Raw genomic sequence first — 25,180 nt, 5'->3', positions numbered from 1 at the left:
GCTTAACGAGGCTGAGCCATGAATCTGGATACACTTTTCAACGCCTCTGTGGCCTCCCGCGGAAAAGCGGTCGACGGCATCACGATCCGGCGTCCTGACGACTGGCATGTTCACTTGCGCGACGGCGAGATGCTGCGCACGGTGCTTCCGTTCACGGCAGGGCAATTCGCCCGCGGCATCATCATGCCAAATCTCGTGCCGCCGGTGACCACGGTGGACGCCGCCATTGCCTATCGTGCCCGTATCCTCGCGGCCCGGCCGGCCGGCAGCGATTTCGAACCGCTGATGACCTGCTATCTGACCGATACGACATCTCCCGACGAAATCGAGAAGGGCCATTCCGAAGCGGTATGGACCGCCGCAAAACTCTATCCGGCCGGCGCCACCACCAACGCGCATCACGGCGTCACCAATATCAAGGCGCTGCGTCCCGTGCTGGAGCGGATGGAGCGCATCGGCATGCCGGTACTGATTCACGGCGAAGCGACCGATCCCGCGATCGACATATTCGATCGTGAGGCCGTGTTCATGGAGCAGAGCCTGTTGCCGCTGTTGCACGACCACCAGGGCCTGAAGGTCGTTATCGAGCACGTGACGACGGCGGAAACGGTCGCCATCGTCCGCGCCCACGCGCCGCGCGTCGCCGGAACCATCACGCCGCATCATCTGGTCATCAACCGGACCTCGCTGTTTCAGGGCGGGTTGCGGCCGCATTATTACTGCCTGCCGGTCGCCAAGCGCGAACATCATCGCCTCGCGCTGCGCAGCGCCGTGACATCCGGCGACTCGTGTTTCTTCATTGGCACCGACACGGCGCCGCATCTGTCCAGCCTCAAGGAGGCGGCCTGTGGTTGCGCCGGCGTGTTCGTCGGTGCCACCGCGCTGCAGACCTACGCGCAGGTGTTCGAAGAGGAGGGCGCTCTTGATCGGCTGGAAAAATTCGCCTCGCTGAATGGCGCAAATTTCTACGGCCTGCCGGTCAACGCCGGCACGATCGAACTCAAGCGGCGCTCTGCAGCGATGCCGGCTTCTATCGCCGTTGATGGCGGCGATATCGTGGTGTTCCGTGGCGACGAAGCACTGCCGTGGTCTCTCGGCGAGGTGCGGCCCTGATTTGCGCGTTCTGACGGCCGCCAGGGCGGGTTGGGTCGCGCCGCCCGGCCTTTTTTCGCGCGCCATTCTACTTTGCATGGGGTTGTTTTCGCGATTTATATCTCCGAACACGCTATCAGTCCTGAGAGGTCACGTGACTGCCCAAAATCCCGCCGCCGGCAAACCGGTCGATCCCGCTTCCCTCGTCAACGTGCCGCGATTGGTGACGGCCTATTTTGCCTCGAAGCCGGATCCGGCCGACCCGGCCCAGCGCGTGGCCTTTGGCACGTCGGGGCATCGCGGGTCGTCGCTGAAGAATTCGTTCAACGAAAATCATATTCTGGCGACGACGCAGGCGATCTGCGACCACCGCCGCGAGACCGGTCTCACCGGGCCGTTGTTCGTCGGTATCGACACCCACGCGCTGGCGGAGCCGGCGCTGGTGAGCGCGGTGGAAGTATTCGCCGCCAACGGCGTCGACATCATGATCGATGAGCGCGGCGGCTACACGCCGACGCCGGTGATCTCGCATGCGATCCTGAGCCATAACAAGGGACGAAGCAGCGGCCTTGCCGACGGCGTCGTCGTCTCGCCGTCGCATAACCCGCCGGAAGACGGCGGCTACAAGTATAACCCGCCGCATGGCGGACCTGCCGATACCGACGTGACGTCGAAGGTCGAAAAGGCCGCCAACGCCTATATGGCAGCCGGCATGAAAGGCGTTGCGCGGATGCCGTATGAGCGTGCCCGCAAGGCGCCCTCGACGCATCTGCACGATTACGTCCGTCCCTATGTCGCCGATCTCGGCAATGCCGTCGATATGGCGCTGATCAAATCCGCGGGCGTGAAGATCGGGATAGATCCGCTCGGCGGAGCCGCGGTGCATTACTGGCAGCCGATCATCGAGCGTTACGGGATCAATGCTGCCGTTGTGAACGATGCCGTCGATCCGACCTTCCGGTTCATGACCGCCGATTGGGACGGCAAGATCCGGATGGACTGTTCCTCGCCGTTTGCGATGGCGAGCCTGATCCAGATGCGCGACAAATTCGACGTCGCTTTTGCCAACGATACCGATGCCGACCGGCATGGCATCGTGACGCGCTCCAATGGCCTGATGAACCCCAACCATTTTCTCGCGGCCGCGATCGCCTATCTGTTCGAGCACCGGCCGCAATGGAGCCGGCAGGCCGCGATCGGCAAGACCATCGTCTCAAGTTCGATCATCGACCGCGTCGCGCGGAAACTGAACCGTGACCTGGTCGAGACCCCGGTCGGCTTCAAATGGTTCGTCGAGGGCCTCGGCACCGGGGCGTTCGGTTTCGCCGGCGAGGAAAGCGCCGGCGCGTCGTTCCTCAAGCGGGACGGGTCGGTATGGACGACCGACAAGGACGGCATCGTGATGGGGCTGCTGGCAGCCGAAATCCTCGGGCGGACCGGCCGCGATCCCAGCCAATTGTTCGCGGGGCTCACGACCGAACTCGGCGTGCCCCATTACGAGCGGATCGACGTGCCGGCGACCCCAACGCAGAAGAACGCCTTGAAGGCGCTGGGACCGGACCAACTCGACATGCGCGAACTCGCCGGCGAACCGGTCAGCGCCGTCAGGACCAGGGCGCCGGGTAACGACCAATCCTTCGGCGGCATCAAGGTTGAGACCGGGATGGGCTGGTTCGCCGCCCGGCCATCGGGCACCGAAGACGTCTACAAGATCTACGCGGAGAGCTTTCGCGACCAGAACCATCTGAAGCTGATTCAGCAGGACGCCCAGCGCGCAATCGCCAAAGCGTTCTGAGCCGACAAGGCTCCTGACGTCATGGGCATGCTACGGGAGCGGCGGTGGCGAAGGTCTCACGCTCTGTGCGGTGGGTGCGTCAATTCGGCGCAAGCAGGCACCCCCGGCCGGGCTGCTCCGGCGCAATCACGCTGAAATCACGAGAGGCCACGCACTCTCATGATCAGTGTTAGCTGCCAGGAAATCCGTCCCGGACGGGGGGGCTCGTGGGCTATCGCGAGGATCGGGGGAAGACATGAGTGCGGAATCGGTCGTTTATTATCTTAATCGCGAGCCCGAGAGCGATCCCAATGACCAAACCGAATGGCTCCTGGCGGCGTTGGGGCGCTTTACCGGGGCGGAACTCCGAGAACTGCTCTATGTAGCGGAAGAACCGGGGTTTTTTGAGCTGATGCGGGCGCTGTTTGCGCTCTCCGACGAGAGCCGTTCTGTGCTGCAGCGCTATCTCGAGACCGGTCATCCGCCGGCCGTGAGGGCGGCCATCGACCTGAGAGGCCGGCTGTTGCTCGACCACGTCAATGTCGAGCAACGGGCGAAGATCCTGCCGGGGCTTGTGAACTAGCGAATCGCAAATTAGCGTCCGCAACGCCCTGAGGTTGTGTTAGTCTTCCCTAACTCGGAAAATCGGGGAGCCTGACAATGGCAGTTAGGAAGTCTGGTCCGCTTGACGCAATGGTGGGCGCCAAGATTCGTATGTTCCGGATCAATCACGGAATGAGCCAAACGGCGCTCGCCGACCGGATCGGCGTTTCCTTTCAGCAGGTCCAGAAATACGAGAAGGGCGCAAACCGGGTCGGCGCCAACCGGCTGTCGCAGATCGCTTCCGTGCTGGGGATTACGGTCGGCGAGTTGTTCGAGTCTTCGTTGGAAAAAACCGCAGCATCGAATTCACCGGTTCATCTGCTCGCCGAGCCCGGCGCATTGCGCGTTCTCAAGGCCTATCTGCGAACCAATTCACGCGTGCGGCTGGCCATCGCGAAGCTGGTGGAAAGCATCGCCGATCAGAAGCCGACTGTTCGGAAGCCTGTCGTTCAGAGGCCTATCGTTCAGAAGCCGGTCGTTCATAAATCAATGACCAAGGCTTCGGTGGCGCGGCTTGCGGCGCCACGTGGCGAGCGCAGGAACTCGCGCGTGCGGATCTAGTTTCGAGCGGCAGCACGCTTGCGGCAGGTGACGGCGTGCCTGCGGATATTGACCCCGTCAGCCGGCAGCGCGAATCGGGATCCGCTCTCGCGGCATTGTTCCCGGAATGAATTCGCCGATCCAGTCACGCCGCGACGCCTCGATATGCCAGGACATCGCTTCGGCCGAGGAAGGTGCCGGATCGGGAATGTCCTTGCGGATTTCCCTGCCGTGGAGCCAGCCGCAGCTGTGCGAGTAACGTGCCTTGCAGACGAGATGGATGTCGGCATGTTGCTGCATGACCACATACCCATCGGCGGGAAAGAACGTGCCGGCAAGTTCGATCCCACCAGGCAACTGACGCACCAGCAGGAAGGTGCTGGTGGAATCCGTCTCGGATTCGGAAATCAGCAAGCCAAACAGGCTGTGGATCGGCTTGATCGCCTGCGGTGCTGCCTTCGCAAGAGGCTCCGCAAGCGCGCCGGCTGTCGCAATTGAAAGATACTCGCCGTCCGGTCCCCAGCGGCAGGCGATCAGCCACTCGCGGCTCCGGCTGCGAATCAGGGTTGGCTTTGCATAATCCGACCGGGCAATATCGGCCGCCATGGCTATGACTAAGGCTTTCGCGAGCATAAATTCCTCCAAGGCGAGGGCGTGATGACTGACCTCACGTCCGAAGTTTGAGGGTCAGGCGTGAGGTCACCGTGAGCGGCGCTGAAAATTCGACGGCAGATTTGTTGCTGTCCGCAGCTAATTTGTCGCTGGGCGAGCCATCGGACGCGACCGGCGATCACGATGCCAACAGATGTTGCGGCTGTTGATGGCTGCCTCGCGGTTTGCGCCTGTTCCAACTGGGGGCGCCCGACCTGGTCAGCCTTGGCGCGCCATTTGATCCGGTTCTCGCCGGTCCCTTGCATGCCGGAAAGCCCGATGGTCGACGTCTCCGGTGTCGGTGCAGGTCGTAACGTGAGGCGGCGGCCCGCTGCGCCACGCTCGAGATGTGCCCGCGCGAGTTTGCCGAGGCCGTCATCGCAACCAAACGCCGCGAGCGCGGAGATGCTGCGCCCCCTGCGCAGGACCGTACCCATCTGCGCCGCGCGATGATGGATGCCGATCGATGCGCGTTGCTGCAGCAGGTCGCCGGCCCCGTCGCATTTCGCCATCGGCGCAACTGATGCGAGTGTCATATTTGAGTTGATCGCTGGGCGTTTGAAAGAACCGGGTATCGAAACCTGCTGCATCGATTTGACGCGCCAGCACTTTGCCGTCCCTGTGGTGCGTGTCGTCGCGCCCGGCTGCAGCCAGAGCCGTCCGAAATCGTCACGGCGAGATTGCGACATGCCATGGCGCGAACCGGCGGCGGCGCAACCTATACCGACGGCGTCGCTTTGATATAGACTGGCGGCAATTCCAGCCCGGCACGGAAATCCTTGGATGCGAGGCAGCGCAAGTGCCATGACAGCAAACGAAGCCGCGATGGCACGCGAAAATGCCCCGCGGCTGTCGGTGTCGCTGGTCGGGCGTTTCGGCTTGAAGCTCAACGGCCGGCCGATCGATTTGCGCACCCGCAAGGCCGCCGCGGTCCTCGGTTATCTGGCGCTGTCGGATACCAAACAGGAAAGCCGGGAACGGCTGGTCGGCCTGCTGTGGAGTCGGTCGGACGAGGAAAAGGCGCGCGCCTCGCTGCGTCAGGTCGTTCGCGAATTGCGTTCGATGCTGGAGGAGGCCGGATTTGGCGGCTTCGTCGCCGAGCGGTTGATGATCGGCATCAACATCGGGCGAGTGGAAGTCGATATCGAGAGCGTGCTTCAGCAGGCTGAAAACGAGCGGGTCCATCCCCTGCTGCTCGATGCGCCAGCGCTTGACGAGCGGTTGCTCGAAGGCATGGACGATCTCGATCCGTCTTTTCGCGTTTGGGTGCTGGCCAAGCGTCAAACGATCCACGAGCGGCTGATGCGAAGCCTCGAGGCCGGTTTGATCGGCGCAAACGTCCCGCGCGACACCAAAAAGAAATTCGCTGCGGCGATCGTCAACCTCGATCCGACCCACGAACATGCCTGCCGCTACCTGATGCGGGCGCATGCCGAGGAAGGGGATATTGCGGGCGCACTGCGCATCTACAAATCGTTATGGGACCTGCTGGATCGCGATTACGGTATGGAGCCGTCGTCGCAGACTGAAGAGCTCGTTGCCAGCATCAAGCTCGGCATTTTCGAGCAGCCGCTGACCGATCGCGGCGCCCATGCGAAGAATGGCGTATTGGCGGCCCGGGCAGTCAACGGATCCGGTCTCCAGCCCGTTCCTGCGGCCTCGTCGTTATCAAATGCACCCGTCAAGACGCTTCTGGTGCTGCGGCCCTTTGCAATGCATGGCATCGACGAGGACCACGGCCATCTGGTGCAGGGCTTCTCCCAGCATCTCGCCGCATGTCTCGTTCGCTTCCGCGAATGGAGCGTTGTCGATCGCGCGCCGGCCGCCGACGTGCTTCCGGCACCGGGCGCGGCGCCGCAATACTGCATCGAAACCACCGCCTACCAGGCAGGCGCCGAAATCAACATCGTGATGGTGCTGCGGGACGATACCACCGGAATCTATGTGTGGAGCGAAAGCTTCCGCCTCGGTCTCAGCAACTGGTTCGAAACCCAGCAGCGGATCATCCGCCGCATCGCGACCTCGCTGAACGTGCAACTGTCGACCGAGCGGCTGATGCGGCTCGCGGGCGAACCCGACGTTTCGCTCGATCTGCACGACCGCTGGCTTCGCGGGCAAAATCTCATCACGAAGTTCGATCCGGAGAGCTGGCAGCGGGCCGTCACCATCTTTCGTGATGCGATCCGCGAAAATCCGACTTTCTCGCCGTGCTACAGCAGCCTCGTGCAAATGAACAACATTGAACATTTTGTGCATCCGGGCTTGTTTCACGATCTCGAAAAGGCGCGGACGACCCTCGAACTGGCAAAGACCGCCGTTCAACTCGACCCCGTCGATTCCAGGGCGCATCTGTGCTGCGGCTGGTCCCATGTGATGGTAGGACGTGAGGCCGAAGCGGCGCCGCACATGGAACTCGCCTGCGAGCTGAACGACAACGATCCGTGGACCTTGCTGTCCTGTGCGGCCTATTGCGCGTTCTGTGGATCGATCGATCAGGCAGAACTGCGCGCCCGTCAGGCGCATGCGCTTTCGCTGGCGCCATCCGGCCTCGAATGGGGGTACCAGTCCATCATCGCCTTTTTGTGTGGTGACTATGCCGGTTCGATGGAAGCCAGTGGCCGGGCGCATGGCGTCATCAAGACCTTGCCGGCATGGCGAGCGGCGGCGCTGTATAAGCTGGGAAATACCGAGACCGCACGCGAAGAGGCCCAGCGGTTCCTCAATGGGATACGTTCCTTCTGGGTCGGCCCGGCAGCGCCCACCGACGAGGCCGTCACGCGCTGGCTTCTGCAGGCGCACCCCATCAACATAGATTCGAGGTGGGAAACCCTGCGCTCTGCCTTGGGTGGCGCAGGGCTTCCTGTCGAAAGCATCACTCGGCTCTGACCCCGACCTCAGGCGCAGATGCTGATGGTGTAGTCGCCGATACGCTCGGCATGCACCCGGAACTTCTCTTCTTCCGAGATCACGGGATCCATGCCGTTGAACAGGCGTTTGTAGAACGGCGGCAGCGGGTAGGTCGATCCGGGCTGGTTGAGCAGGGCCTCGGAGTCTTCGATCATCACTTTCGGCGGCAAGCGTACGAGGATGGTCTCCTGGTCCGAAGACACAAACTGGATTTGCTTGAAGCGCTCGGGCACGGTCGCGAATACCTGGGCCTTGGCGAGCTGTTCCTTGAACTCGTCCATCGTCTCCGGCAGCGGATAGGTGTTGTCGTCGTCGAGGTAGTTCTGGCCGGTCGCCCAGGTCTTCACCAGCTTGCCCCAACGTTCGTGGTTGGTCACCTGTAGCCTTTCGATGCGCTGCATGGTCTTGCTCCTCCGGGTTGCGTGAGGCAGACAATTCTGCTCACAGAAATGCGGGCACGGCTTGCTTCAGCTCGGCAATTTCGGCGGTGAATTCCACCAGCTGCGCCATGCTCGAAATATCGGGAATGTCCTGGAAAAAATTTGCCGGGTAATAGTTGCGGGACAAATCGGCCAGTTGATCGGTCAGTGAATCGCCGTTGGATGTGCGCGGATCGCCGGCGAGTGCGCCGAATATCACTTCCGACACCATGATCGAGCCGAGCGGCCCAAGGCGCAGTCCTTCCGCGCCGGGTTGCAGCATGGCTTCGAACAGGATGAAGAACGGCAGCGGCGGATCGTTCGAAAGCGTCTCGATGTCCTCGTCCGTCAGCTTGCCATAGGCCGGCGCGGCGGCAAGCCATTCGCGGAGCTGGCTGATGCGATAGTCGCGATCGAACAGCAGGCGCGACATGGCGATGAAGTGCGGTCTGCGCGCGGCGATCTCGGCGATCAGCGCGTCTACCGACCACATGCCGGCGAGCCCGGCGCCGAGCAGGTCGCGATACAGCAAGCCCACCCGTTCGGTCTCGTCGAACGCCGGAAAGATCTGATCGTTGCCCAATCCGTCGCTGAGATACGGACCGATGCGCCGGCTGAAATTCGGCTTCGATCCGTTGATCCGGAAGAAATGCGACCACCGTATCATCCATGTCTCGTCGAGCGGCATGTTGACCGGATCGTTCGCGGAGGTCTTTTCGAGGGTGTTGTAGAGGTCCTGGTTGGACAGGTCGTTGATATTGTATTCGGGCCGCACCATGGAGTGGCCGAACCGAAACGCGCCGTGCGAGAATTCGAACGGAATTTGCCAGCCGGTCGCGGAGTCCCTGGCGGATTGACCCGGCCGGTCGATGAAGTTCGGCGTTGGTCCGCTATAGGCTGCATAGATCGTCGGATGGATCAGCCTCCGCATCAGGTCGTTGCGCAGAATGTTGTGATAGATCGCGGTAACGGCTTCCCGAACGCACCGGAAGCGCTTGTAGGCGGCGCCAAACCGCTCGTTCGGACCGTGGCTTCTTTCCTGACGGCGGACGTGATCGATCAAGCTGTTGTGAAGCAGCGAGAACAGCGCCGTCAGTTGCGACATCACGGCGTGGTCGTCGTTGCGGGGATCCGCGACCAGCGCTTCGGTGAGAGCAACCCGCATGCCTGCGATGCTGCGGTCGATCCCGGTCACGTTCTCAGCCCCGGTCCGCGCGATGTCGCGGAACGGGCAACCGGTCGCGGGCTCGTTCTCTTTCCAGCGCATCCGCCCAAGCCGCAGCTTCGTGCGTCGGTCGTCATTCGGGGCGTCGAGTGCATAAATATGCGGCGATCCGACGGGACCGCTGCCGAACAGGGTTTCGAGCCGAAGCGGCATGCGGCGCGCATTGGCGGTCCCGGCGCCGAGCGTTCCGGCCACCGAAAGCGGGATCGCCGAATGAACCAGGTCGTGCGCAACGAACTGCAGCAGGTAGGTGTAACCGGAAGGGATGCGGGGGTTTTCCCAGTGTTCGGCCGCTCCGTCGCTATGCTGCGGCCAGTATATTTCGGCATCCATCCGCCGCGACAGGCGGTGCATCAGTCCGCGCAGTCTCGACTGCAGCGCGGGAGATTCCAGCGGGTCGATCCCGAAAACGCGAAACCGTTGCGAAGGCAGTGGCGTATGGAGGAAGTGGCGAAAGCCGGGAGCTGCTGCGGGCTGAGCAGCGTTGCGCGCTTCAGTTCCAGAAGTCTGGAGAGTGGAAGCTTCAGCGACCTTCTGTACCGCCATCGACAGTATCTCGCTTGTTGGTCCGGCCCGGAGACTGCTGGGAAGGTCGTGAAATTATCGTGAGCTAAATCGTTAGAGGTTGTGGACATCTGTGGACATCTTTGCGGCGCGCCGGTTGGTGCGGTGGCTGGCACTTTTGCCTATGGCCGAACGACGGACACGAATATGATGCCGCGCGCCTGGCGCGCAGAATGGCGCCCGCGCGCTTGGCGCGTAGAATGACGAAGGAGTTTGGCGTGAACACGATTGCGATATCGCAGGCGCTGCGACGGCTCGCTGCAGCGTTCGAGCTGGTGTTTTCGATATCCGGCGCCGCTTGCGCGGAGCCGGTTTTTTCCTTCGACGGCACGCCGGGAAAATTGCCGAAGGCGATCGTTCCCGTCCACTATGCGATCGAGCTCAAACCCGACATCGCGAGCCTTGCGCTACCAGGCGTGGAAATCGTCGATATCGAGGTGCGCGCGCCCACCGCGCGACTGACGCTCAACGCCGTCAACACGACGTTTGCGGCCGTCACCGTCGACGACGACACGACGCGCGCCGACATCGCGCTCGATGCCGGTACCGAGACCGCCACGTTCACCTTCGCGCAACCGCTTGCCACAGGCCCTCACCGGCTCCGCATCGAATTTGCGGCGCAGATCAACAAATTCGATCGCGGCTTCTTCTTCGTCGACTATCCGACCGATAACGGCGTGAAGCGCCTGCTCACGAGCAAGCTCGAACCGTCGGATGCGCGGCGGATATTTCCGTGCTGGGACGAGCCCGTCTTCAAGGCAAGCTTCGCGTGGACGGTAACGGTGCCGCGGAATTTTCTCGCGGTCGGCAACATGCCGGTAGTGCGCGAGCAGCCGCTGGAGCCGAATCTGAAGCAAGTCACTTTCGCAACAACGCCGAAAATGTCGACCTATCTGTTCGTGCTGACGGTGGGCGAGCTGGAGCGGATCACGGCGGAGGTGGACGGCGTCACGGTCGGCGTCGTCGCCACCGCGGGCAAGGCCGCGAAGGGACAGTTCGCCCTCGACAGCGGGGTCAAACTGCTGTCCTGGTTCAACGATTATTTCGGCGTCAAATACCCGCTGCCCAAGCTCGACCTGATCGCGGTGCCGGGCGGCTTCGGCGGCGCGATGGAGAACTGGGGCGGCATCACCTTCTTCGAGAGCCGGCTGCTGTTCGATCCCGCGACGAATCCGGATAGCGCGCGGCGCGGCATCTTCGGCATCATCGCGCATGAAATGGCGCATCAATGGTTCGGCGATCTCGTCACCATGGCATGGTGGGACAATCTCTGGCTCAACGAAGGCTTTGCGACCTGGATGGCGACCAAGGCCTCGGAGCAGTTTTACCCGCAATGGCAGAGCTGGCTGAACGGTTACGCCCAGAAGCAATATGCCCTGGCGCTCGACGCGCGGCGTACCTCGCACCCGATCCAGCAGCCGATCACCGACGAGAGCGAGGCGATGGTGGCGTTCGACGCCATCACCTACAACAAGGGTCAGGCATTGATCCGCATGCTGGAAAATTACCTCGGCGAGACGGCGTTTCGCGACGGCATCCGCGCCTACATGGCCGCACATGCCTATGGCAACACCACCACCGCCGATCTCTGGCAGGCGCTGGAGGGTGCCGCCCATAAACCGGTGACCGGCATCGCCGCCTCCTTCACCGAGCAGGACGGGGTGCCGTTGGTCATGGCCGAGACGAGCTGCAGCGGTGACGAGCAGCGGCTGACACTGCGGCAGGATCGTTTCGTGATCGCGCCGGCGGGCGCCGCCGCCCTTCCGCCCCGGAACTGGCAGGTCCCTGTTGCTGTCGGGCCGCTGCGCCCGACGTCGTCGCCGGAGGTCGTGCTGCTTCAGGGCTCTATGGAAATCCCGGCCCGGTCTTGCGGCGAACCGATCAAGGTCAATTCAGGCGATATCGGCTATTACCGGGTCGAATACGGGCCGATCAGCCGGGCGGCATTGGCGAAATCGCTGCCGCAGATGTCGGCCGAGGATCGCGTCAACTTTCTCACCGACAGCTGGGCGATGGTGGCGGCCGGGCGCGCCGCGCCGCCGTCCTATCTCACGCTGGTCGAGGCTGTCAGCGCCGACGATCGCCGCCCGGTCTGGGATCAGGTGATCACCGTGTTCACCACGCTCAACCGTCTCGCGCGCGACCGCGCCGAGCGCCCGGCGATTCAAGGCTATGCCCGGGCAACGTTGCGCCCGGTGTTCGACCGGCTCGGCTGGGAGGGCAGCGGTTCGGGTGACGACGACAACACGTTACTGCGCGCCAGTCTGATCCGGGTGCTCGGCGAATTCGGCGACGAGGAGATCATCGCCGAGGCGAAGCGGCGCTTTGCGGGCTTCCTGCAGGATCCGAAATCGCTCCCCGCCGCGCTGCGCGATGCGGTCACCCATATCGTCGGCATCACGGCCGACCGCGCCACCTACGACACGTTGCTGGCGCTCGCGCGCAAGAGCACCGTGACCAACGAGCGCTTGCGTTACTATTTCGCCGCCGCCAGCGCGCGTGACGTGTCGTTGGCGCGCGCCACGCTGGCGCTGGCTTTGACCGACGAGGTGCCGGGCACGATCGTCACCGGCCTGATCAACTCGGTCGCCGCGTCAGGCGAACAGCCCGATCTCGCCTGGGACTTTCTGCAGAAGAACTACGATGCGCTGTTCGCAAAGCAGGGGCCGCAATTCCGCGACCAGTTCATCGCAAACTTCATGACCAATTTCAGCGACGACGGCCATGTCGCCGAACTGGCCGCGTTTGCCCCTGCGCAGGCAACTTCCGGCGGGCGTGTGATGGCCGCGCGGGCAACGGAGACGATCGCGATCTCGGCCGACCTCAAGGCACGGGCGCTGCCGGCGGTCGATGCCTGGATCAGGCAGCGAAATTGATCCGGCCGCGGCGCTTCGCCTTCATCTGGACGAAGTCTTGCTCGATCGGTTGAGCCAGTGGGGATCTCGCTGCTCTGCGATCGTTGCCATGCCCCCGCATTCCGGGTAGCCATGGCGGCCAGATTTTTCAGGCTGAGGCAACATCCCTACCATGGCTGATTTCCACGGCGTCTTTCCCTATCTCGTATCCCCGATCGATCCGTCCGGCCAGATCCGCACTGAGGTGCTGGGACGGCTGTGCGACGATCTGATCAAGGCAGGCGTGCACGGGCTGACGCCGCTGGGCTCGACCGGCGAGTTCGCCTATCTCGGCCAGGCGCAGCGCACGAGCGTCGTGCAAACCGCGATTGAGGCCGCGAAAGGCCGCGTGCCCGTCATCGCGGGTGTCGCCTCGACCTCGACGGCGGACGCGGTGGCGCAGGCGAAGGCCTATCAGAGGCTCGGCGCCAACGGCATCCTTGCGATTCTGGAGGCGTACTTTCCGGTCGCTGACGCGCAGATCGAATCCTATTTCCGCGCCATCGCCGACGCCGTCGATATCCCGGTGGTGATTTACACCAACCCGCAATTCCAGCGCTCCGATTTGACACTGGACGTGATCGCGCGGCTCGCGACCCATCCGCGTATCGGCTACATCAAGGACGCCTCCACCAATACCGGCCGGCTGCTGTCGATCATGAACCGGTGCGGCGACAGCATCAAAGTGTTCTCGGCCTCCGCGCATATCCCGGCGGCGGTGATGCTGATCGGCGGGCTGGGCTGGATGGCGGGACCGGCCTGCATCATTCCACGGCAGAGCGTCGAACTTTACAACCTCTGCAAGGCAGCGCGTTGGGATGAGGCGATGGTGCTTCAGCGCAAGCTGTGGCGCATCAACGAGGCCTTCGCGCGCTTCAACCTGGCGGCCTGCATCAAGGCCGGGCTCGAGATCCAGGGCTATCCGGTCGGCGACCCCGTTCCGCCGCAGGCGGCGCTGACGGCCGACCAGCGCAAGGTGGTCGAACAAGCCTTGCGGGATGTCGGCTAACTGGCTTGCGAGTTGCATAAACCGCATTACCTCGTCCCTTCCAGACCGAGTTGTTTCCTTCCCAAAACCCGCTAAAACCCCGCCCAATCCGACAAGAAGCTCGAAGGACAAACTGATGAACATTCTTCCCGGCAATATGCGTTTTGGTGCGGGCCAGCCGGTCAAGCGTTTGGAAGACCAGAGACTGCTCACCGGGAAGGGGCAGTTCATCGACGACAAGCCCGAGGAGGGCGCGCTGTGGCTCTACGTGCTGCGCTCGCCGCATGCCCACGCCAAAATCGTCTCGATTGATACCAAGCCCGCGACCGAGATGCCAGGCGTCGAAGCGGTCTATACCGGCGCCGACCTGATCAAGGACGATATCGGCACCCTTCCGACGCTGGCGATCTTCAAGCGGCCGGACGGCAAGCCGATGACGGTGCCGCCGCGGCGGCTGCTTGCCCATGAGGTTGTGCGCTTCGCCGGCGAGGCCGTGGCGGCCGTGGTGGCGACCTCGCGCGTGCTGGCGCAGACCGCGGCCGAAGCGATCACGGTCGAATACGCTGTGCTGCCGTCGGTGGTCGATCCGCTGGAAGCGATCAAGCCGGGTGCGTCGGTGGTGTGGCCCGAAGCGCCGGACAACATCGTTGCCGCCATGAGCTATGGCGACGCGGCCAAGGTCGAGGCGGCCTTTGCCAGCGCGGCGCACGTGGTCTCGCTCGACCTGGTCAGCCAGCGGCTGATCCCGTCGGCGATGGAGCCGCGCTCGACGATTGCCGAGATCGACAAGAAGACCGGCCGGCTGATCCTGCATGTGCAGTCGCAGACGCCGGGTTCGACCCGCGATCTGCTCGCCGAATCGATTCTGAAGCGGCCGAAGGAGAGTGTCCGGGTGCTGGTCGGCGACATCGGCGGTGGTTTCGGCCAGAAGACCAGCCTTTATCCGGAAGACGGCATCGTTGCCTATGCGGCGACCAAGCTGTCGCGGAAAATCCGCTGGCGTGGCGACCGCACCGACGAGTTCGTCGGTGGCACCCACGGCCGCGACCTGACCTCGACCGGCGAATTCGCGCTCGACGCCAAGGGCCGCGTGCAGGCCTATCGGGTTCGCTCGGTCGGCGGTACCGGCGCTTACTCCTCCGGCACGGCGAATATCATCCCGCTGGTGCTCGGACCGTTCGTGCAGACCGGCGTCTATGATCTGCCGCTGGTGCATTTCGAGGTGAAATCGGTGATGACCAACACCGCACCCGTCGGTGCCTATCGCGGTGCCGGGCGGCCAGAGGCGGTGTTCATCGTCGAGCGGCTGATGGATGCGGCCGCGCGCCAGATCGGCATGGATCCGCGCACCATTCGCAAGGTCAACTACATCAAGCCGGCGCAACTGCCCTACACCAACGCGGTCGGCCAGGTGTACGATTCCGGCGCCTTCGCCCACATGCTGGAGCGCGCCTCGGATCTCGCCGACTGGAACGGCTTTGCCGCGCGCAAGAAGGCGGCGAAGAAGAAGGGCCTGCTCTACGGTCGCGGCCTGACCAGCTACATCGAATGGACCGGCGGCCGCGCGCATACCGAAAAGGTCTCGCTGCACGCCACGGCCGAGGGCCGCATCATCCTGCACTCCGGCACCATGGCGATGGGGCAGGGCCTGCAGACCACCTACACCCAGATGGTGTCGGAGTCGCTCGGCATCCCCATGGACAAGATCGACGTGGTGCAGGGCGACACCGATCTCGCGACCGGTTTCGGCAGCGTCGGTTCGCGCTCGCTGTTCGTCGGCGGCACGGCGGTCGCGGTCTCCACCAATGATATGATCACGAAAGCGCGCGAGAAGGCCTCGAACGTGCTGGAAACTTCCGTCGAGGACATCGAATACCGCGACGGCTGGCTCTCGGTGGTCGGCACCGACCGGCGCATCAGCCTGTTCGAGATCGCCAAGAAGGAAGACGGCGCCAAACTCTCCGTCGACTCGGAAGGCGAAGTCGACGGCCCGAGCTGGCCGAACGGCACGCATATCTGCGAAGTCGAGATCGATCCCGAGACCGGTGTCAGCAAGGTGGTGCGCTACACCACGGTCGACGATGTCGGCATCGCCGTCAATCCGATGCTGGTGACCGGCCAGGTCCATGGCGGCGTCGCGCAAGGCATCGGGCAAGCGCTGTACGAGGGCGTCGCCTATAGCGAGGAAGGTCAGTTGCTGACCGCGAGCTATCAGGATTACTGCGTGCCGCGCGCCGACGACATCCCGCCGATCGCTGTGACGCTCGACGATTCCGCACCCTGCCGGACCAATCCGCTCGGCGCCAAGGGCTGCGGCGAATCCGGCGCCATCGGCGGCCCGCCCTGCGTCACCAACGGCGTGATGGATGCGCTCAGTGAACTCGGCATCAAGCAGCTCAACACGCCCTTGACGCCTGCCAAGATCTGGCAGGCGATCCGGGACGCGAAGGCGGGGGTGTAGCTCCCGTCATTCCGGGGCATCGCGGAGCGATGAACCCGGAATCTCGATCGTGTAAGATAAGCTCTAGGTTCCGGGTTCGATGCTATCGCATCGCCCCGGAACGACGGTAGTTAAAGCCCCAGCACCATCTTTGCGACGATATCGCGCTGGATCTCCGACGAGCCGCCAAAGATCGTATAGGCGCGGCTGTTGAGATATTCCGGCACCACCGGCAGCAATTCTTCCGGAATTCCCGGCGCCTCGTTCAGCCGGTAGAGCGGACGGATCGGCTCGACATAGAGCCCGTCATTGCCGATCACTTCGACGCCGAGCCGCGTGACCGCTTGGCGAATTTCGCTGACGCGCAGTTTCAATAGCGACGACACCGCGCCGGGATTCTGTCCGGTCTGCAGTGCCGACAGCACCCGCAGTTCGGTCATTTCCAGCGTGTCGATATCGACCTCGATCTCGGACATCCGCACCGCGATATCGGGGTCGTCGATCGCGCGGCCGGTCGCCTCGGACTCCGCGAGGTCGGAAATCGTCTTCAGCGCCTCGCGCAATTTGGCTGACGCAATGCCGGAGCCGCGCTCGAATTCGAGCAAGTATTTGCCATAGGTCCAGCCCTTGCCTTCCTCACCGACGCGGTTGGCGACGGGGACGCGGACGTCGTCGAAGAACACCTGGTTGACCTCGTGGTCGCCGCCGATGGTGAGGATCGGTCGCGTGGTGATGCCCGGGCTCTTCATGTCGATCAGGATGAAGCTGATGCCGTCCTGCTGGCGTTCGGTCTCGTTAGTGCGCACCAGCGCGAACATACGGTTGGCGTGATGGGCGTGCGTGGTCCAGATCTTGGTGCCGTTGATGATGTAATCGTCGCCGTCGCGCACCGCGCGGGTCTTCAGCGAGGACAGATCGGACCCCGAACCCGGTTCGGAGTAGCCCTGGCACCAGTAATCCTCGCCGGAGAGAATTTTTGGCAGATAGAAGTTCTTCTGCTCGGGCGAGCCGAAGCCGATGATCACGGGGCCGACCATCTTGACGCCCATCACATTCACATTCGGTACGCCGGCGCGGGCGCATTCGGCCTCAAAAATCCAGCGTTGCGCCGGGGTCCAGTCCGGGCCGCCATGGTCCACCGGCCAGCCCGGCGCGCCCCAGCCCTTCTTATGCAGCGCTCGCTGCCAGGCCATGCCGATATCGGGGTCGGAGAACACCGATGGCGTCAGCGCGGTCGCGCGCTTGATCTCCGGCGTCAGGTTGGCGGCAATGAAGTCGCGGACTTCCTTCTCGAAAGCGCGCTCGTCGGCGTTAAAGGTGAGATCCATGTTGCGCTCCGATATCAGGCTTGAACGGTACGGCCGCCGAGGGCGGCATAGCGGCGATAATGATGGGCGCTGCCGCCGAACAGCGTGTCGAAGGCGAGCAACCGTTTGAAGTAGGAACCGATGTCGAGCTCGTCGGTGACTCCCATGGCGCCATGAAGCTGTACGGATTGCTCCGCGACAAAGCGGGCGCATTTGCCGATCTTGGCCTTGGCGCCGGAAGCGGCGCGCGCACGCGCCACCGGTTCAGCGTCGGCCATCAGCGCGGCGCGCAACGCCATCGAGCGGGCTTCGTCGCATTGCATCGCCATGTCGGCCAGCCGATGACGGATCACCTGGTTGGCGGACAGCGGCCGTCCAAATTGCTTTCGGATCTTGGTGTATTCGAGGGTCTGGTCGAGCAGGGTCTGCATGATGCCGACGGCTTCGGCGCCGAGCGCGGCCATCGCGCGATCGACCACGCCTTCGATCGCCGGCAACACGTCGCTGCCGTCGCCGAGCAGGGCGTCGGCGGGCAGGCGCACATCCCTGAGATCGAGGTTACAGGCACGGCCGCCGCCAAGCCGTGGGAAATCGCGGGCGGTAAGACCGGGCGCACCTTGCGGCACCAGAAACAGGCAGAGCTTGCCGTCATCCATGCGGGCGGAGACGATGATCTGTCCGGCGGCGTTGCCGTCGAGCACGGCGGTCTTGTGGCCATCGAGGCGCCAGCCCTCCGGTGTTTTCTTCGCCGTCGTCTTGACGTCGGCGAGATCGAAGCGGGCCTGCCGCTCCGAATGCGCGAAGGCGAGATAAAGCGAACCGTCGGCGATGTGGGGCAGCAGCGCTTGCTTCTGCGCCTCGGAGCCGCATTCCGCGATCAATGACGCGCCGATTACGACGGTCGACAGATAAGGCTCGGAGACGAGGCCGCGTCCGAATGCTTCCATCAGGATACCGATCTCAATGGCGCCGCCGCCAAGCCCGCCGTGGTCCTCCTTGATCGGTAGCGCGAGCCAGCCCAGATCGGCGAACTGCTTCCAGATCCCGGTGCCGAAGCCGCGCGGATCGTTCGCCGACCGCTTGCGATGATCGGTATTGTAGGTCTCGGTGACAAAGCGGTCGGCACTTTCGCGCAGCATCCGCTGCTCGTCGCTCAAGGTGAGGTCCATCTGATCTTCTTTGCTTTTGTTATTTGGTTTGCGCCGGTTTCCTGACGGACGGATGCAGGCCCGCGGGGTCCACGACCATTCCGAATTCCTGCAGATTATGCGCATGGCAGAGCTGATGCAGCGCGAACGCCTGCTCGATCGCCGCGGGCTGTCCCATCACGTCGACCGAGCGATTGACCGCTTCCTTGGTGAGCTTCAGCGCAAACGAAGGTTTTGCGGCGATCCTCCGCGCCAGCGCCAGGACGAAGGATGAAAGCTCCGGGCGCGGCACGACATGGTTGACCATGCCGAGCCGGTGCGCTTCCTCCGCGCTCCAGACGTCGGCGGTGAACAGCAATTCCTTGGCCTTGCGCGGACCGAGCTCCCAGGGATGAACGAACCATTCGACGCCGCAGACGCCCATGGTGACCACGGGATCGCAGAATTCGGCATCGGCGCTGGCGACGATGAGGTCGCAGGCCCAGGCCAGCATCAGGCCGCCGGCGATGCATTTGCCGTGCACTTCGGCGATCGTCGGCTTGGCCAGATTGCGCCAGCGCCGGGTGATCTGCAGATAGATTTCCTGCTCGCGGGCGAAGCGACCATGGGCGTTGGGTTCGGCGAAACCACCCCAATTTCCGACCGGCGGAAAATCAACGCCGGCGGTATTCTTGGCGCCCGGGCGCAAATCGTGCCCGGCCGAGAAATGCGGCCCATTGCCGGCGAGAATGATGACCTTGACCGCGTCGTCCTGCACCGCCTCGTCGAAGGCAGCGTTGAGATCGTAGGTCATTTGCAGGTTTTGGGCGTTGCGCGCCTCGGGCCGGTTCATCACGATTCGCGCGATACCAGGCTCGGGCCGCTCCACCACGATGGTCTGATAAGCGGTCAATCGGCCCTCCCTTTATTGTTATCCGGCCATGTTGTGGTGTCGGCGAATGATAGGCAAGGGGATTGAATCACTACGCCGCCGTCATTCCGGGGCGCGAAGCGAACCCGGAATCTCGAGATTCCGGGTTCGATGCTTCGCATCGTCCCGGAATGACGAAGTAGGAGTATGGACCCTCATACCGTTCTGATATGTTGACCGCAGATTTACCGGGAGAATTTCGATGCGAAAGTTATGGACCGTGCTGGCGGCGCTGGCGACGTTGAGCCTGACCAATTGCGGCTACAACGCGATCCAGACCAATGACGAGCAGGTCAAGGCGAACTGGTCGGAAGTGGTCAACCAGTACCAGCGCCGCGCCGATCTGGTGCCCAACCTCGTCAATTCGGTGAAGGGCTTCGCCCAGCAGGAAAAAGATGTGCTGCTCGGGGTCACCAACGCCCGCGCCAAGGTCGGCAGCATCCAGGCGACGCCGGAAGTGCTGAACGATCCGGCCGCGTTCCAGAAATTCCAGGCCGCCCAGGGTGAACTTTCCAGCGCATTGTCGCGACTATTGGTCGTGACCGAAAACTATCCGCAGCTCAAATCGGATGCGCTGTTTCGCGACCTGATGGCGCAGCTCGAAGGCACCGAGAATCGCATCACCGTGGCGCGCAACCGTTATATCAAGTCGGTGCAGGACTATAATGTCGGCATCCGTACCTTCCCGAACAACCTCACCGCGATGGCGTTTGGCTACAAGGAAAAGCCGAACTTCACGGTCGAGAACGAGAAGGAAATCTCGACGGCGCCGAAGGTGGATTTCAATCCGGCTCCGGCGGCGCCCGCAGCGCCCTCGAAATAGCCGATCCAACGTGCCGGCAACCGACAAATCGCGATGAATGCTGCGAGAGCTTCCTTTCTTGCGCTGCTGCTGTGCTGGGCGTTCGCGGTCGCTGCCGATTTCGCGCACGCCGACGTCGCGGTTCCGCCGCTGGTCGGGCGGGTGGTCGATCAAACCGGCACGCTGTCCACCAACGATGTCAGTGCCCTGAACCAGACCATCCGGGCATTCGAAGCCCGGAAGGGCAGTCAGCTCGCGGTGCTGATCGTCCCGACGACGGACGGTGAGGCTATCGAACAATACTCGCTCCGGGTCGCGGAAGCCTGGAAGATTGGCCGCAAGAAGATCGACGACGGCGTGCTTCTGGTCATCGCCAAGAACGACCGCAAACTGCGGATCGAGGTCGGCTACGGCCTCGAAGGCGCGCTGACCGACGTGACTTCCAAACGCATTATCGACGAGATCATCACGCCGCGGTTTAGGAATGGCGATTTCTCCGGCGGCATTTCCGCAGGCGTCGACCGCATCATGCGGATCGTCGAGGGTGAGAAATTGCCCGCGCCGGCACAGAGCGAGCCGCAGCAGGGCATCCAGCCGTCCTGGCTGCTGGACCATGTCAATCCATTCAATCCGTTCATCATCTTCGGGATTTTTGTCGTCGGCGCCGCGATGCGGGCCACGCTCGGCCGGCTGATGGGCGCGATCGCGACCGGCGGTATCGTCGGCTTACTCGCCTGGTTCTTCATTCAATCGCTGGTGTTGGCGGCGCTCGCGGCGATCATTGTGTTCATCTTTGCGCTGGTCGGAGATTTTGCAAACAACACGGGTGGTGGAGGCCGGAGCAGTAGCAGCGGCTGGTCGGGCGGCGGCAGCAGCGACTGGTCGAGCAGCTCCAGCAGTTCAAGCGACAGCGGCGGTGGCGGCGGCAGCTTCGGCGGCGGCGGCGCGTCCGGCAGCTGGTAGAGAGAGCTGGGAACATGGGCATTGCGCGCATCGGCAAGCATCTGCTGCATCATCACTGGTGGCAGCGGCGATATTTTCCGCCCGGCGTGCTGGCCGCGATCGAAGCTGCGATCAAGGCCGGCGAAGCCACGCATTCCGGGCAGGTGCGTTTTGTGGTGGAAGGCGCGCTCGACGGCGCACCGCTGTTCCGCGGCCAGTCGGCGCGGGACCGGGCGCTCGATATCTTCGGTCAATTGCGGATCTGGGACACCGCCCATAACAACGGCGTGCTGATCTATCTCTTGCTCGCCGACCGCAATGTCGAGATCGTCGCCGACCGCGGCATCGACGCCAAGGTCGGCACCGCCGGCTGGGAGAAGATCTGTGCCGCGATGGAAGCCGACTTCAGGGCGAAGAACTTCGAAGCCGGCGCGATCAAGGGGATCGAGGCGGTGTCGCGCGAGATGGCAGCGCATTTTCCGAGAAGCAGCGGCGGCCCCAATGAGCTGCCGGACGCACCGGTGGTGATTTAGCTTTGGTCGTCATTCCGGGGCGATGCGAAGCATCGAACCTCGGGGGTGCAATTGCCCCCCCCCGGGGAATCTCGAGATTCTCAGATGTGCAATTGCACATCATAGTTCGATGCTTCGCATCGCCCCGGAATGACCTTATCCTAAGCCTTCGCCGAAGGCCTTTCCCCGACACGCGCCATCCACGCCACGATATTGGCGTTGGTGGTGTCCAGCGGCTGGCCGACCTGGTTGCCGAAATCGAGCCAGCAATAGAGCAGGATGTCCGCCAGCGTGAAGCGCTTGCCGCAGATGTATTCCCTGCCGTCCGCCATCTGGCCATCGAGCCATTGCAGGCGGTTGGCGGCGATCTGCTTCAGGCCAGGCGAGGCCTCGGGGACGCAGAGAATGCGCTTTTCGAAAAACTTCAGCGCCTCGCCGAAGCGGTAGCCGTTGGCGAGCGGCTCGCAGATGTTGAGGTCGACGCGGCGCGTCCACATACGGCACTCGGCGCGTTCTTCCGCCGTCGCTCCGATCATCGCCGGCTTCGGATTCTTCTCTTCCAGATATTCGCATATCGCGGTGATTTCGGAGAGATAATGCCCGTCGTCGAGTTCGAGCGTCGGCATCTGGCCGTGCGGATTACGCTTCAGGTGTTCGGCCTCGCGATTCTCGCCCTTGCGCAGGTCGACCGCCTGCTTCGGCATTTCGATGCCCTTTTCCGCCATGAACATGCGGACAATGCGCGGGTTCGGTCCGACCGAGTCGTAGAGCTTCATGGTGCATTCTCTCCCGTTGATTTTTGATGGCGCCGTTTATTGGCTGCTTTTGAACAGGCCGCCGCGGCATTTGTCAAATGGACGGTTCACACGTTCCGCTTCGCCGAATGTGATTCAGCATCACGCGAAAATCAGCGGTTGCGGGGAATAAATCCGGAACGTCGAGATCGTTCGCTAGCCGTCGTCGAGCTTGTTGAGGTCGCGCACCGATTGCATGATCGGTTCGAAGTTCGAGCGTGCGTCGAGCGCGTCGAACAGTTGCGCCGTATCCGATAGCAGCGTGTGCGAGCGCTGGATCGCGATCCGGACGTCGTCTTGCGGCGTGTCGGACAGCCGGCCATGACCCGACAGCAGGATCTTCGAGTTCAGGCCCTTGAGCCGCTCCAGCGACTGGATGTAGTCGGCGATGCTGCCCGAGCCGAACACGCCGCCCATCACGCCGCCGGGCATCAGCGTGTCGGCGGCGAATAGTAATCCCTTGTCCTGGTCGAACAGCGTGATGCAGGCCGAGGTGTGGCCCGGCGTGTACATCACGTTGAGCCGGAAATTGCCGAGGTCGATCAGGTTGCCTTCCTCGAGCCAGATATCGACGTTGATCGGCACGTTTGGCTCGTTGAACATCTTGCGCAGCATCGAAAAGTCGTCGCGCAGCATGATCTTGTTGGCGGCCAGCCGATGCGCGGCGATGAAGGTGCGGCCCGAAAAATGCCAGGCCGCCCCGATGTGATCGAGATGCTCGTGGCTCAACACCACCATGTCGATTTTTTCGGGCGGGCAACCGACATGGTTGAGGCATGTCAGAAGATGCGGATAGTTCGACGACAGCCCGACATCGATCATGATGGTGCGCGAACTGCCGCGCACCAGATAGGCGTTGGCGGCGCGGTTCTTGAAGCGGATCTGATAGACGTCTTCGGCGGCCTGGATCAGCGTGCAGACGTCGCTGTCGAGCAATATCTTGAACGGGCTCGGCTTGCGGTCGCTCATGTAGTGGCCGCGGCTTTGAAGGTGATGGCGTTCGAGGCGCGCAACCGCTTGGAGAGCGCATCCATGATCATCAGCGCAAACGCCGGCTGCTGGCTCACCAGATAGACGAAGCGGGCATGGTTGATCCGCATCACGCGGGTGTGCGGTGCCGCGGCGATCGCGGTCGCCGAGCGCGAGGAGCCGTCGATCACCGCCATTTCGCCGAAGAACTCGCCCTTGCCGAGCGTCACGATGACGGTCTTGGCCGCGCCGTTCATCTTGGCGATCTCGACCTCGCCTTCGAGCACCACGAACAGCTCGCGCCCGGTCGATCCCTCCTCGAAAATGACGTCATCTACATCAAACTCGTTGATGCATTTCTCGATCGTCATGGCGCCCCTGCCTTCTGGCTTGTTGGTGGCGGCATGTTAGTCGGTAAACCCGCCGGCGCAAACGGAGCTGCCAGGGATTGCCGCAGAGCAGCATGGCCGGGGTTCGGATGCCGCCGGCCGCGCGGCCGCCGTCTTGCGGCCACAAAACCGGCCCGGATGACTTCCTAAAATTTCGGTAAGCCCGCGCCCGGTAACGATTTCGCAAGCAATAAAAGTTACCAAAAGGTCAACCAATCCTGGAGTATTTGATGTGATCGATCTCAAGCCCGAGCCGACCAGCGCTGAAACCGGAACCGTTGGCGCCGGGATGGCTGCTTCCGACATGTCCGCGCCGGTGAGGGCCGCGGCCGAGGTCGAGTCCCCGAGGCTCGCGCCCGAACAGGAAGAGACTTCGCCCAAAGCCGACGTACCGAAGGCTGATGCGCCCAAGGCTGATGTACCGAAGGCTGAAATGCCCAAGGTCGAGCCTTTCAAGGTTGATGCGCCCAAGGTCGAAGCGAACAAGCCGGAAGTTCCGAAGGTGGACGCTGCCAAGCCGGAGACGTCGCACCTGTCCGGCAAGATGATGATCATGTCGCCTGGCGAGCGCGTGGACGCCGGTGCGAAGGCCGAAGCGGCATCGGGCGAGGGATCCTCCGGCAAGCGCCGGATGTCGGCGATGGCGGCCGTGGTGGCGCTGGCGACGGTTGCGGGGGCGTTGGGTGGCGCGCTGGCGACTGCCGGTTTCGGGCATATGATCAGCGGGGATGCCGCGGCTGCGAACGCCAGCGCGCTGGAAGCCTCGATTGCACGGATCGATGCCGATATCGTCGCGCTCAAGGCCGGCGTCGAGCACACCTCGAAGATGGCGACGGGCCAGTTCAACAAGGCCAGTGATCGCCTCGACAAGGTCGAGAAGGCGCAGGCTGAACCCGCCGCGAAACTCGCCAAGCTCAGCGAAGCCGTCGACAAGCTCCGCGCCACGCCTGCCCCTGTCGCCGCCGCGGCGCCGGCCCAGGCGAGGGAAGTCACGGGTTCGGTGTCGCAGCCGGCGACGGTTGCGGCTGCCGCGCCCGCGGCCGCTGCGCCCAAGCTCGACGTCAGCAGGCTGCCGCGGGTCGAAGGCTGGGTGCTGCGCGACGTCGCCAATGGCGGCGCACTGATCGAAGGCCGTCAGGGCATCTTTGAAGTTTATGCCGGCGATCCAGTCCCCGGTCTCGGTCGTGTCGATGCCATCCGCAGGCAGGATGGCAAATGGGTGGTCGTGACCAGCAAGGGCCTGATCTCGCGTTAACGTGCGATCCGCGAAGTCCTCGGGCGTGGCCCGAGGATGGGTGTGGATCGGCGAT

Annotated in this window: 22 protein-coding genes; 12 read left to right on the top strand and 10 right to left on the bottom strand. The window is 63.2% G+C overall.

Annotated elements, in window-relative coordinates:
• Nucleotides 1-18: 18 nt before the first annotated feature.
• The 4 genes from pyrC to FFI89_RS28855 all read left to right on the top strand — a co-directional run bounded on the left by pyrC (nucleotide 19) and on the right by FFI89_RS28855 (nucleotide 4,030).
• A complete protein-coding gene (gene pyrC / locus FFI89_RS28870) occupies nucleotides 19-1,113 on the top strand; it encodes a dihydroorotase (RefSeq protein WP_138830912.1) in 1,095 nt (364 codons plus the stop codon).
• A 133-nt stretch (nucleotides 1,114-1,246) separates the two neighbouring features.
• Entirely contained in the window at nucleotides 1,247-2,887 is a 1,641-nt protein-coding gene (pgm, locus tag FFI89_RS28865) for a phosphoglucomutase (alpha-D-glucose-1,6-bisphosphate-dependent) (protein WP_168213088.1), read from the top strand.
• A gap of 235 nt (nucleotides 2,888-3,122) precedes the next feature.
• Nucleotides 3,123-3,449 carry a hypothetical protein gene (locus tag FFI89_RS28860; protein ID WP_138830910.1) on the top strand — a complete coding sequence of 109 codons (327 nt, stop codon included), beginning with the start codon at nucleotides 3,123-3,125 and terminating at the stop codon, nucleotides 3,447-3,449.
• Nucleotides 3,450-3,601: 152 nt separating this feature from the next.
• Complete coding sequence (locus FFI89_RS28855; RefSeq protein ID WP_246669288.1) at nucleotides 3,602-4,030, top strand: helix-turn-helix domain-containing protein; 429 nt, start codon at nucleotides 3,602-3,604, stop codon at nucleotides 4,028-4,030.
• Nucleotides 4,031-4,087: 57 nt separating this feature from the next.
• Here FFI89_RS28855 and FFI89_RS28850 read toward each other — a convergent pair whose 3' ends face one another.
• Together FFI89_RS28850 and FFI89_RS28845 are read right to left on the bottom strand one after the other, a co-directional pair.
• Complete coding sequence (locus FFI89_RS28850) at nucleotides 4,088-4,642, bottom strand: hypothetical protein (RefSeq protein WP_138830908.1); 555 nt, start codon at nucleotides 4,640-4,642, stop codon at nucleotides 4,088-4,090.
• A complete protein-coding gene (locus FFI89_RS28845) occupies nucleotides 4,624-5,349 on the bottom strand; it encodes a hypothetical protein (RefSeq protein ID WP_138830907.1) in 726 nt (241 codons plus the stop codon). The genes FFI89_RS28850 and FFI89_RS28845 overlap by 19 nt, the downstream gene beginning before the upstream one ends.
• 115 nt (nucleotides 5,350-5,464) lie before the next feature.
• On the opposite strand from FFI89_RS28845, the gene FFI89_RS28840 reads away from it, so the two are divergent.
• A complete protein-coding gene (locus tag FFI89_RS28840) occupies nucleotides 5,465-7,546 on the top strand; it encodes a BTAD domain-containing putative transcriptional regulator (protein ID WP_168213087.1) in 2,082 nt (693 codons plus the stop codon).
• Nucleotides 7,547-7,554: 8 nt separating this feature from the next.
• Here the strand turns inward: FFI89_RS28840 and FFI89_RS28835 are convergent, their stop codons facing one another.
• Nucleotides 7,555-7,968: a hypothetical protein gene (locus tag FFI89_RS28835; protein WP_138830905.1), complete on the bottom strand. Its 414-nt coding sequence runs from the start codon at nucleotides 7,966-7,968 to the stop codon at nucleotides 7,555-7,557.
• Nucleotides 7,969-8,008: 40 nt separating this feature from the next.
• Nucleotides 8,009-9,757 (bottom strand): peroxidase family protein, encoded by a 1,749-nt coding sequence (locus tag FFI89_RS28830; RefSeq protein WP_138830904.1) that lies wholly within the window; start codon nucleotides 9,755-9,757, stop codon nucleotides 8,009-8,011.
• Between the two features lie 236 nt (nucleotides 9,758-9,993).
• Between FFI89_RS28830 and FFI89_RS28825 the strand changes: the two genes are divergently transcribed.
• From FFI89_RS28825 to FFI89_RS28815, 3 genes are all read left to right on the top strand, one after another.
• Nucleotides 9,994-12,651: a M1 family metallopeptidase gene (locus tag FFI89_RS28825; protein ID WP_246669287.1), complete on the top strand. Its 2,658-nt coding sequence runs from the start codon at nucleotides 9,994-9,996 to the stop codon at nucleotides 12,649-12,651.
• Between the two features lie 151 nt (nucleotides 12,652-12,802).
• Nucleotides 12,803-13,678, top strand: coding sequence for a dihydrodipicolinate synthase family protein (locus FFI89_RS28820; protein ID WP_138830902.1), 876 nt, complete (start codon nucleotides 12,803-12,805; stop codon nucleotides 13,676-13,678).
• A 115-nt stretch (nucleotides 13,679-13,793) separates the two neighbouring features.
• Entirely contained in the window at nucleotides 13,794-16,118 is a 2,325-nt protein-coding gene (locus FFI89_RS28815) for a xanthine dehydrogenase family protein molybdopterin-binding subunit (protein ID WP_138830901.1), read from the top strand.
• Nucleotides 16,119-16,228: 110 nt separating this feature from the next.
• On the opposite strand, the gene FFI89_RS28810 is transcribed toward FFI89_RS28815, so the two are convergent.
• The 3 genes from FFI89_RS28810 to FFI89_RS28800 are packed head-to-tail and all read right to left on the bottom strand — an operon-like array spanning nucleotide 16,229 to nucleotide 19,384.
• Entirely contained in the window at nucleotides 16,229-17,425 is a 1,197-nt protein-coding gene (locus FFI89_RS28810) for an acyl-CoA dehydrogenase family protein (protein ID WP_138830900.1), read from the bottom strand.
• A 14-nt stretch (nucleotides 17,426-17,439) separates the two neighbouring features.
• On the bottom strand, nucleotides 17,440-18,573 hold the full coding sequence (locus FFI89_RS28805) for an acyl-CoA dehydrogenase family protein (protein ID WP_138830899.1): 1,134 nt from the start codon (nucleotides 18,571-18,573) through the stop codon (nucleotides 17,440-17,442).
• A 19-nt stretch (nucleotides 18,574-18,592) separates the two neighbouring features.
• Nucleotides 18,593-19,384, bottom strand: coding sequence for an enoyl-CoA hydratase (locus FFI89_RS28800; protein WP_371722540.1), 792 nt, complete (start codon nucleotides 19,382-19,384; stop codon nucleotides 18,593-18,595).
• Between the two features lie 280 nt (nucleotides 19,385-19,664).
• Between FFI89_RS28800 and FFI89_RS28795 the strand changes: the two genes are divergently transcribed.
• From FFI89_RS28795 to FFI89_RS28785, 3 genes are read left to right on the top strand one after another with little or no spacing between them, the layout of a single operon-like run.
• On the top strand, nucleotides 19,665-20,285 hold the full coding sequence (locus tag FFI89_RS28795; RefSeq protein WP_138830897.1) for a LemA family protein: 621 nt from the start codon (nucleotides 19,665-19,667) through the stop codon (nucleotides 20,283-20,285).
• 33 nt (nucleotides 20,286-20,318) lie between these two features.
• Entirely contained in the window at nucleotides 20,319-21,227 is a 909-nt protein-coding gene (locus FFI89_RS28790; RefSeq protein WP_138830896.1) for a YgcG family protein, read from the top strand.
• 14 nt (nucleotides 21,228-21,241) lie between these two features.
• Nucleotides 21,242-21,739 carry a TPM domain-containing protein gene (locus FFI89_RS28785; RefSeq protein WP_138830895.1) on the top strand — a complete coding sequence of 166 codons (498 nt, stop codon included), beginning with the start codon at nucleotides 21,242-21,244 and terminating at the stop codon, nucleotides 21,737-21,739.
• Nucleotides 21,740-21,879: 140 nt separating this feature from the next.
• Here the strand turns inward: FFI89_RS28785 and FFI89_RS28775 are convergent, their stop codons facing one another.
• The 3 genes from FFI89_RS28775 to FFI89_RS28765 form a co-directional block, all read right to left on the bottom strand.
• A complete protein-coding gene (locus FFI89_RS28775) occupies nucleotides 21,880-22,494 on the bottom strand; it encodes a glutathione S-transferase family protein (RefSeq protein ID WP_138830894.1) in 615 nt (204 codons plus the stop codon).
• A 174-nt stretch (nucleotides 22,495-22,668) separates the two neighbouring features.
• Complete coding sequence (locus FFI89_RS28770; protein WP_138830893.1) at nucleotides 22,669-23,481, bottom strand: MBL fold metallo-hydrolase; 813 nt, start codon at nucleotides 23,479-23,481, stop codon at nucleotides 22,669-22,671.
• Nucleotides 23,478-23,852: a Crp/Fnr family transcriptional regulator gene (locus FFI89_RS28765; RefSeq protein ID WP_138830892.1), complete on the bottom strand. Its 375-nt coding sequence runs from the start codon at nucleotides 23,850-23,852 to the stop codon at nucleotides 23,478-23,480. The genes FFI89_RS28770 and FFI89_RS28765 overlap by 4 nt, the downstream gene beginning before the upstream one ends.
• Before the next feature lie 307 nt (nucleotides 23,853-24,159).
• On the opposite strand from FFI89_RS28765, the gene FFI89_RS28760 reads away from it, so the two are divergent.
• On the top strand, nucleotides 24,160-25,125 hold the full coding sequence (locus tag FFI89_RS28760; protein WP_246669542.1) for a hypothetical protein: 966 nt from the start codon (nucleotides 24,160-24,162) through the stop codon (nucleotides 25,123-25,125).
• The last annotated feature ends 55 nt before the right edge of the window (nucleotides 25,126-25,180 follow it).

The sequence above is a fragment of the Bradyrhizobium sp. KBS0727 genome (genome assembly GCF_005937885.2).
Lineage (GTDB): Bacteria > Pseudomonadota > Alphaproteobacteria > Rhizobiales > Xanthobacteraceae > Bradyrhizobium.
The sequence above is the reverse complement of the archived record's forward strand: the minus strand, read 5'-3'. Positions and strand labels throughout refer to the sequence as shown.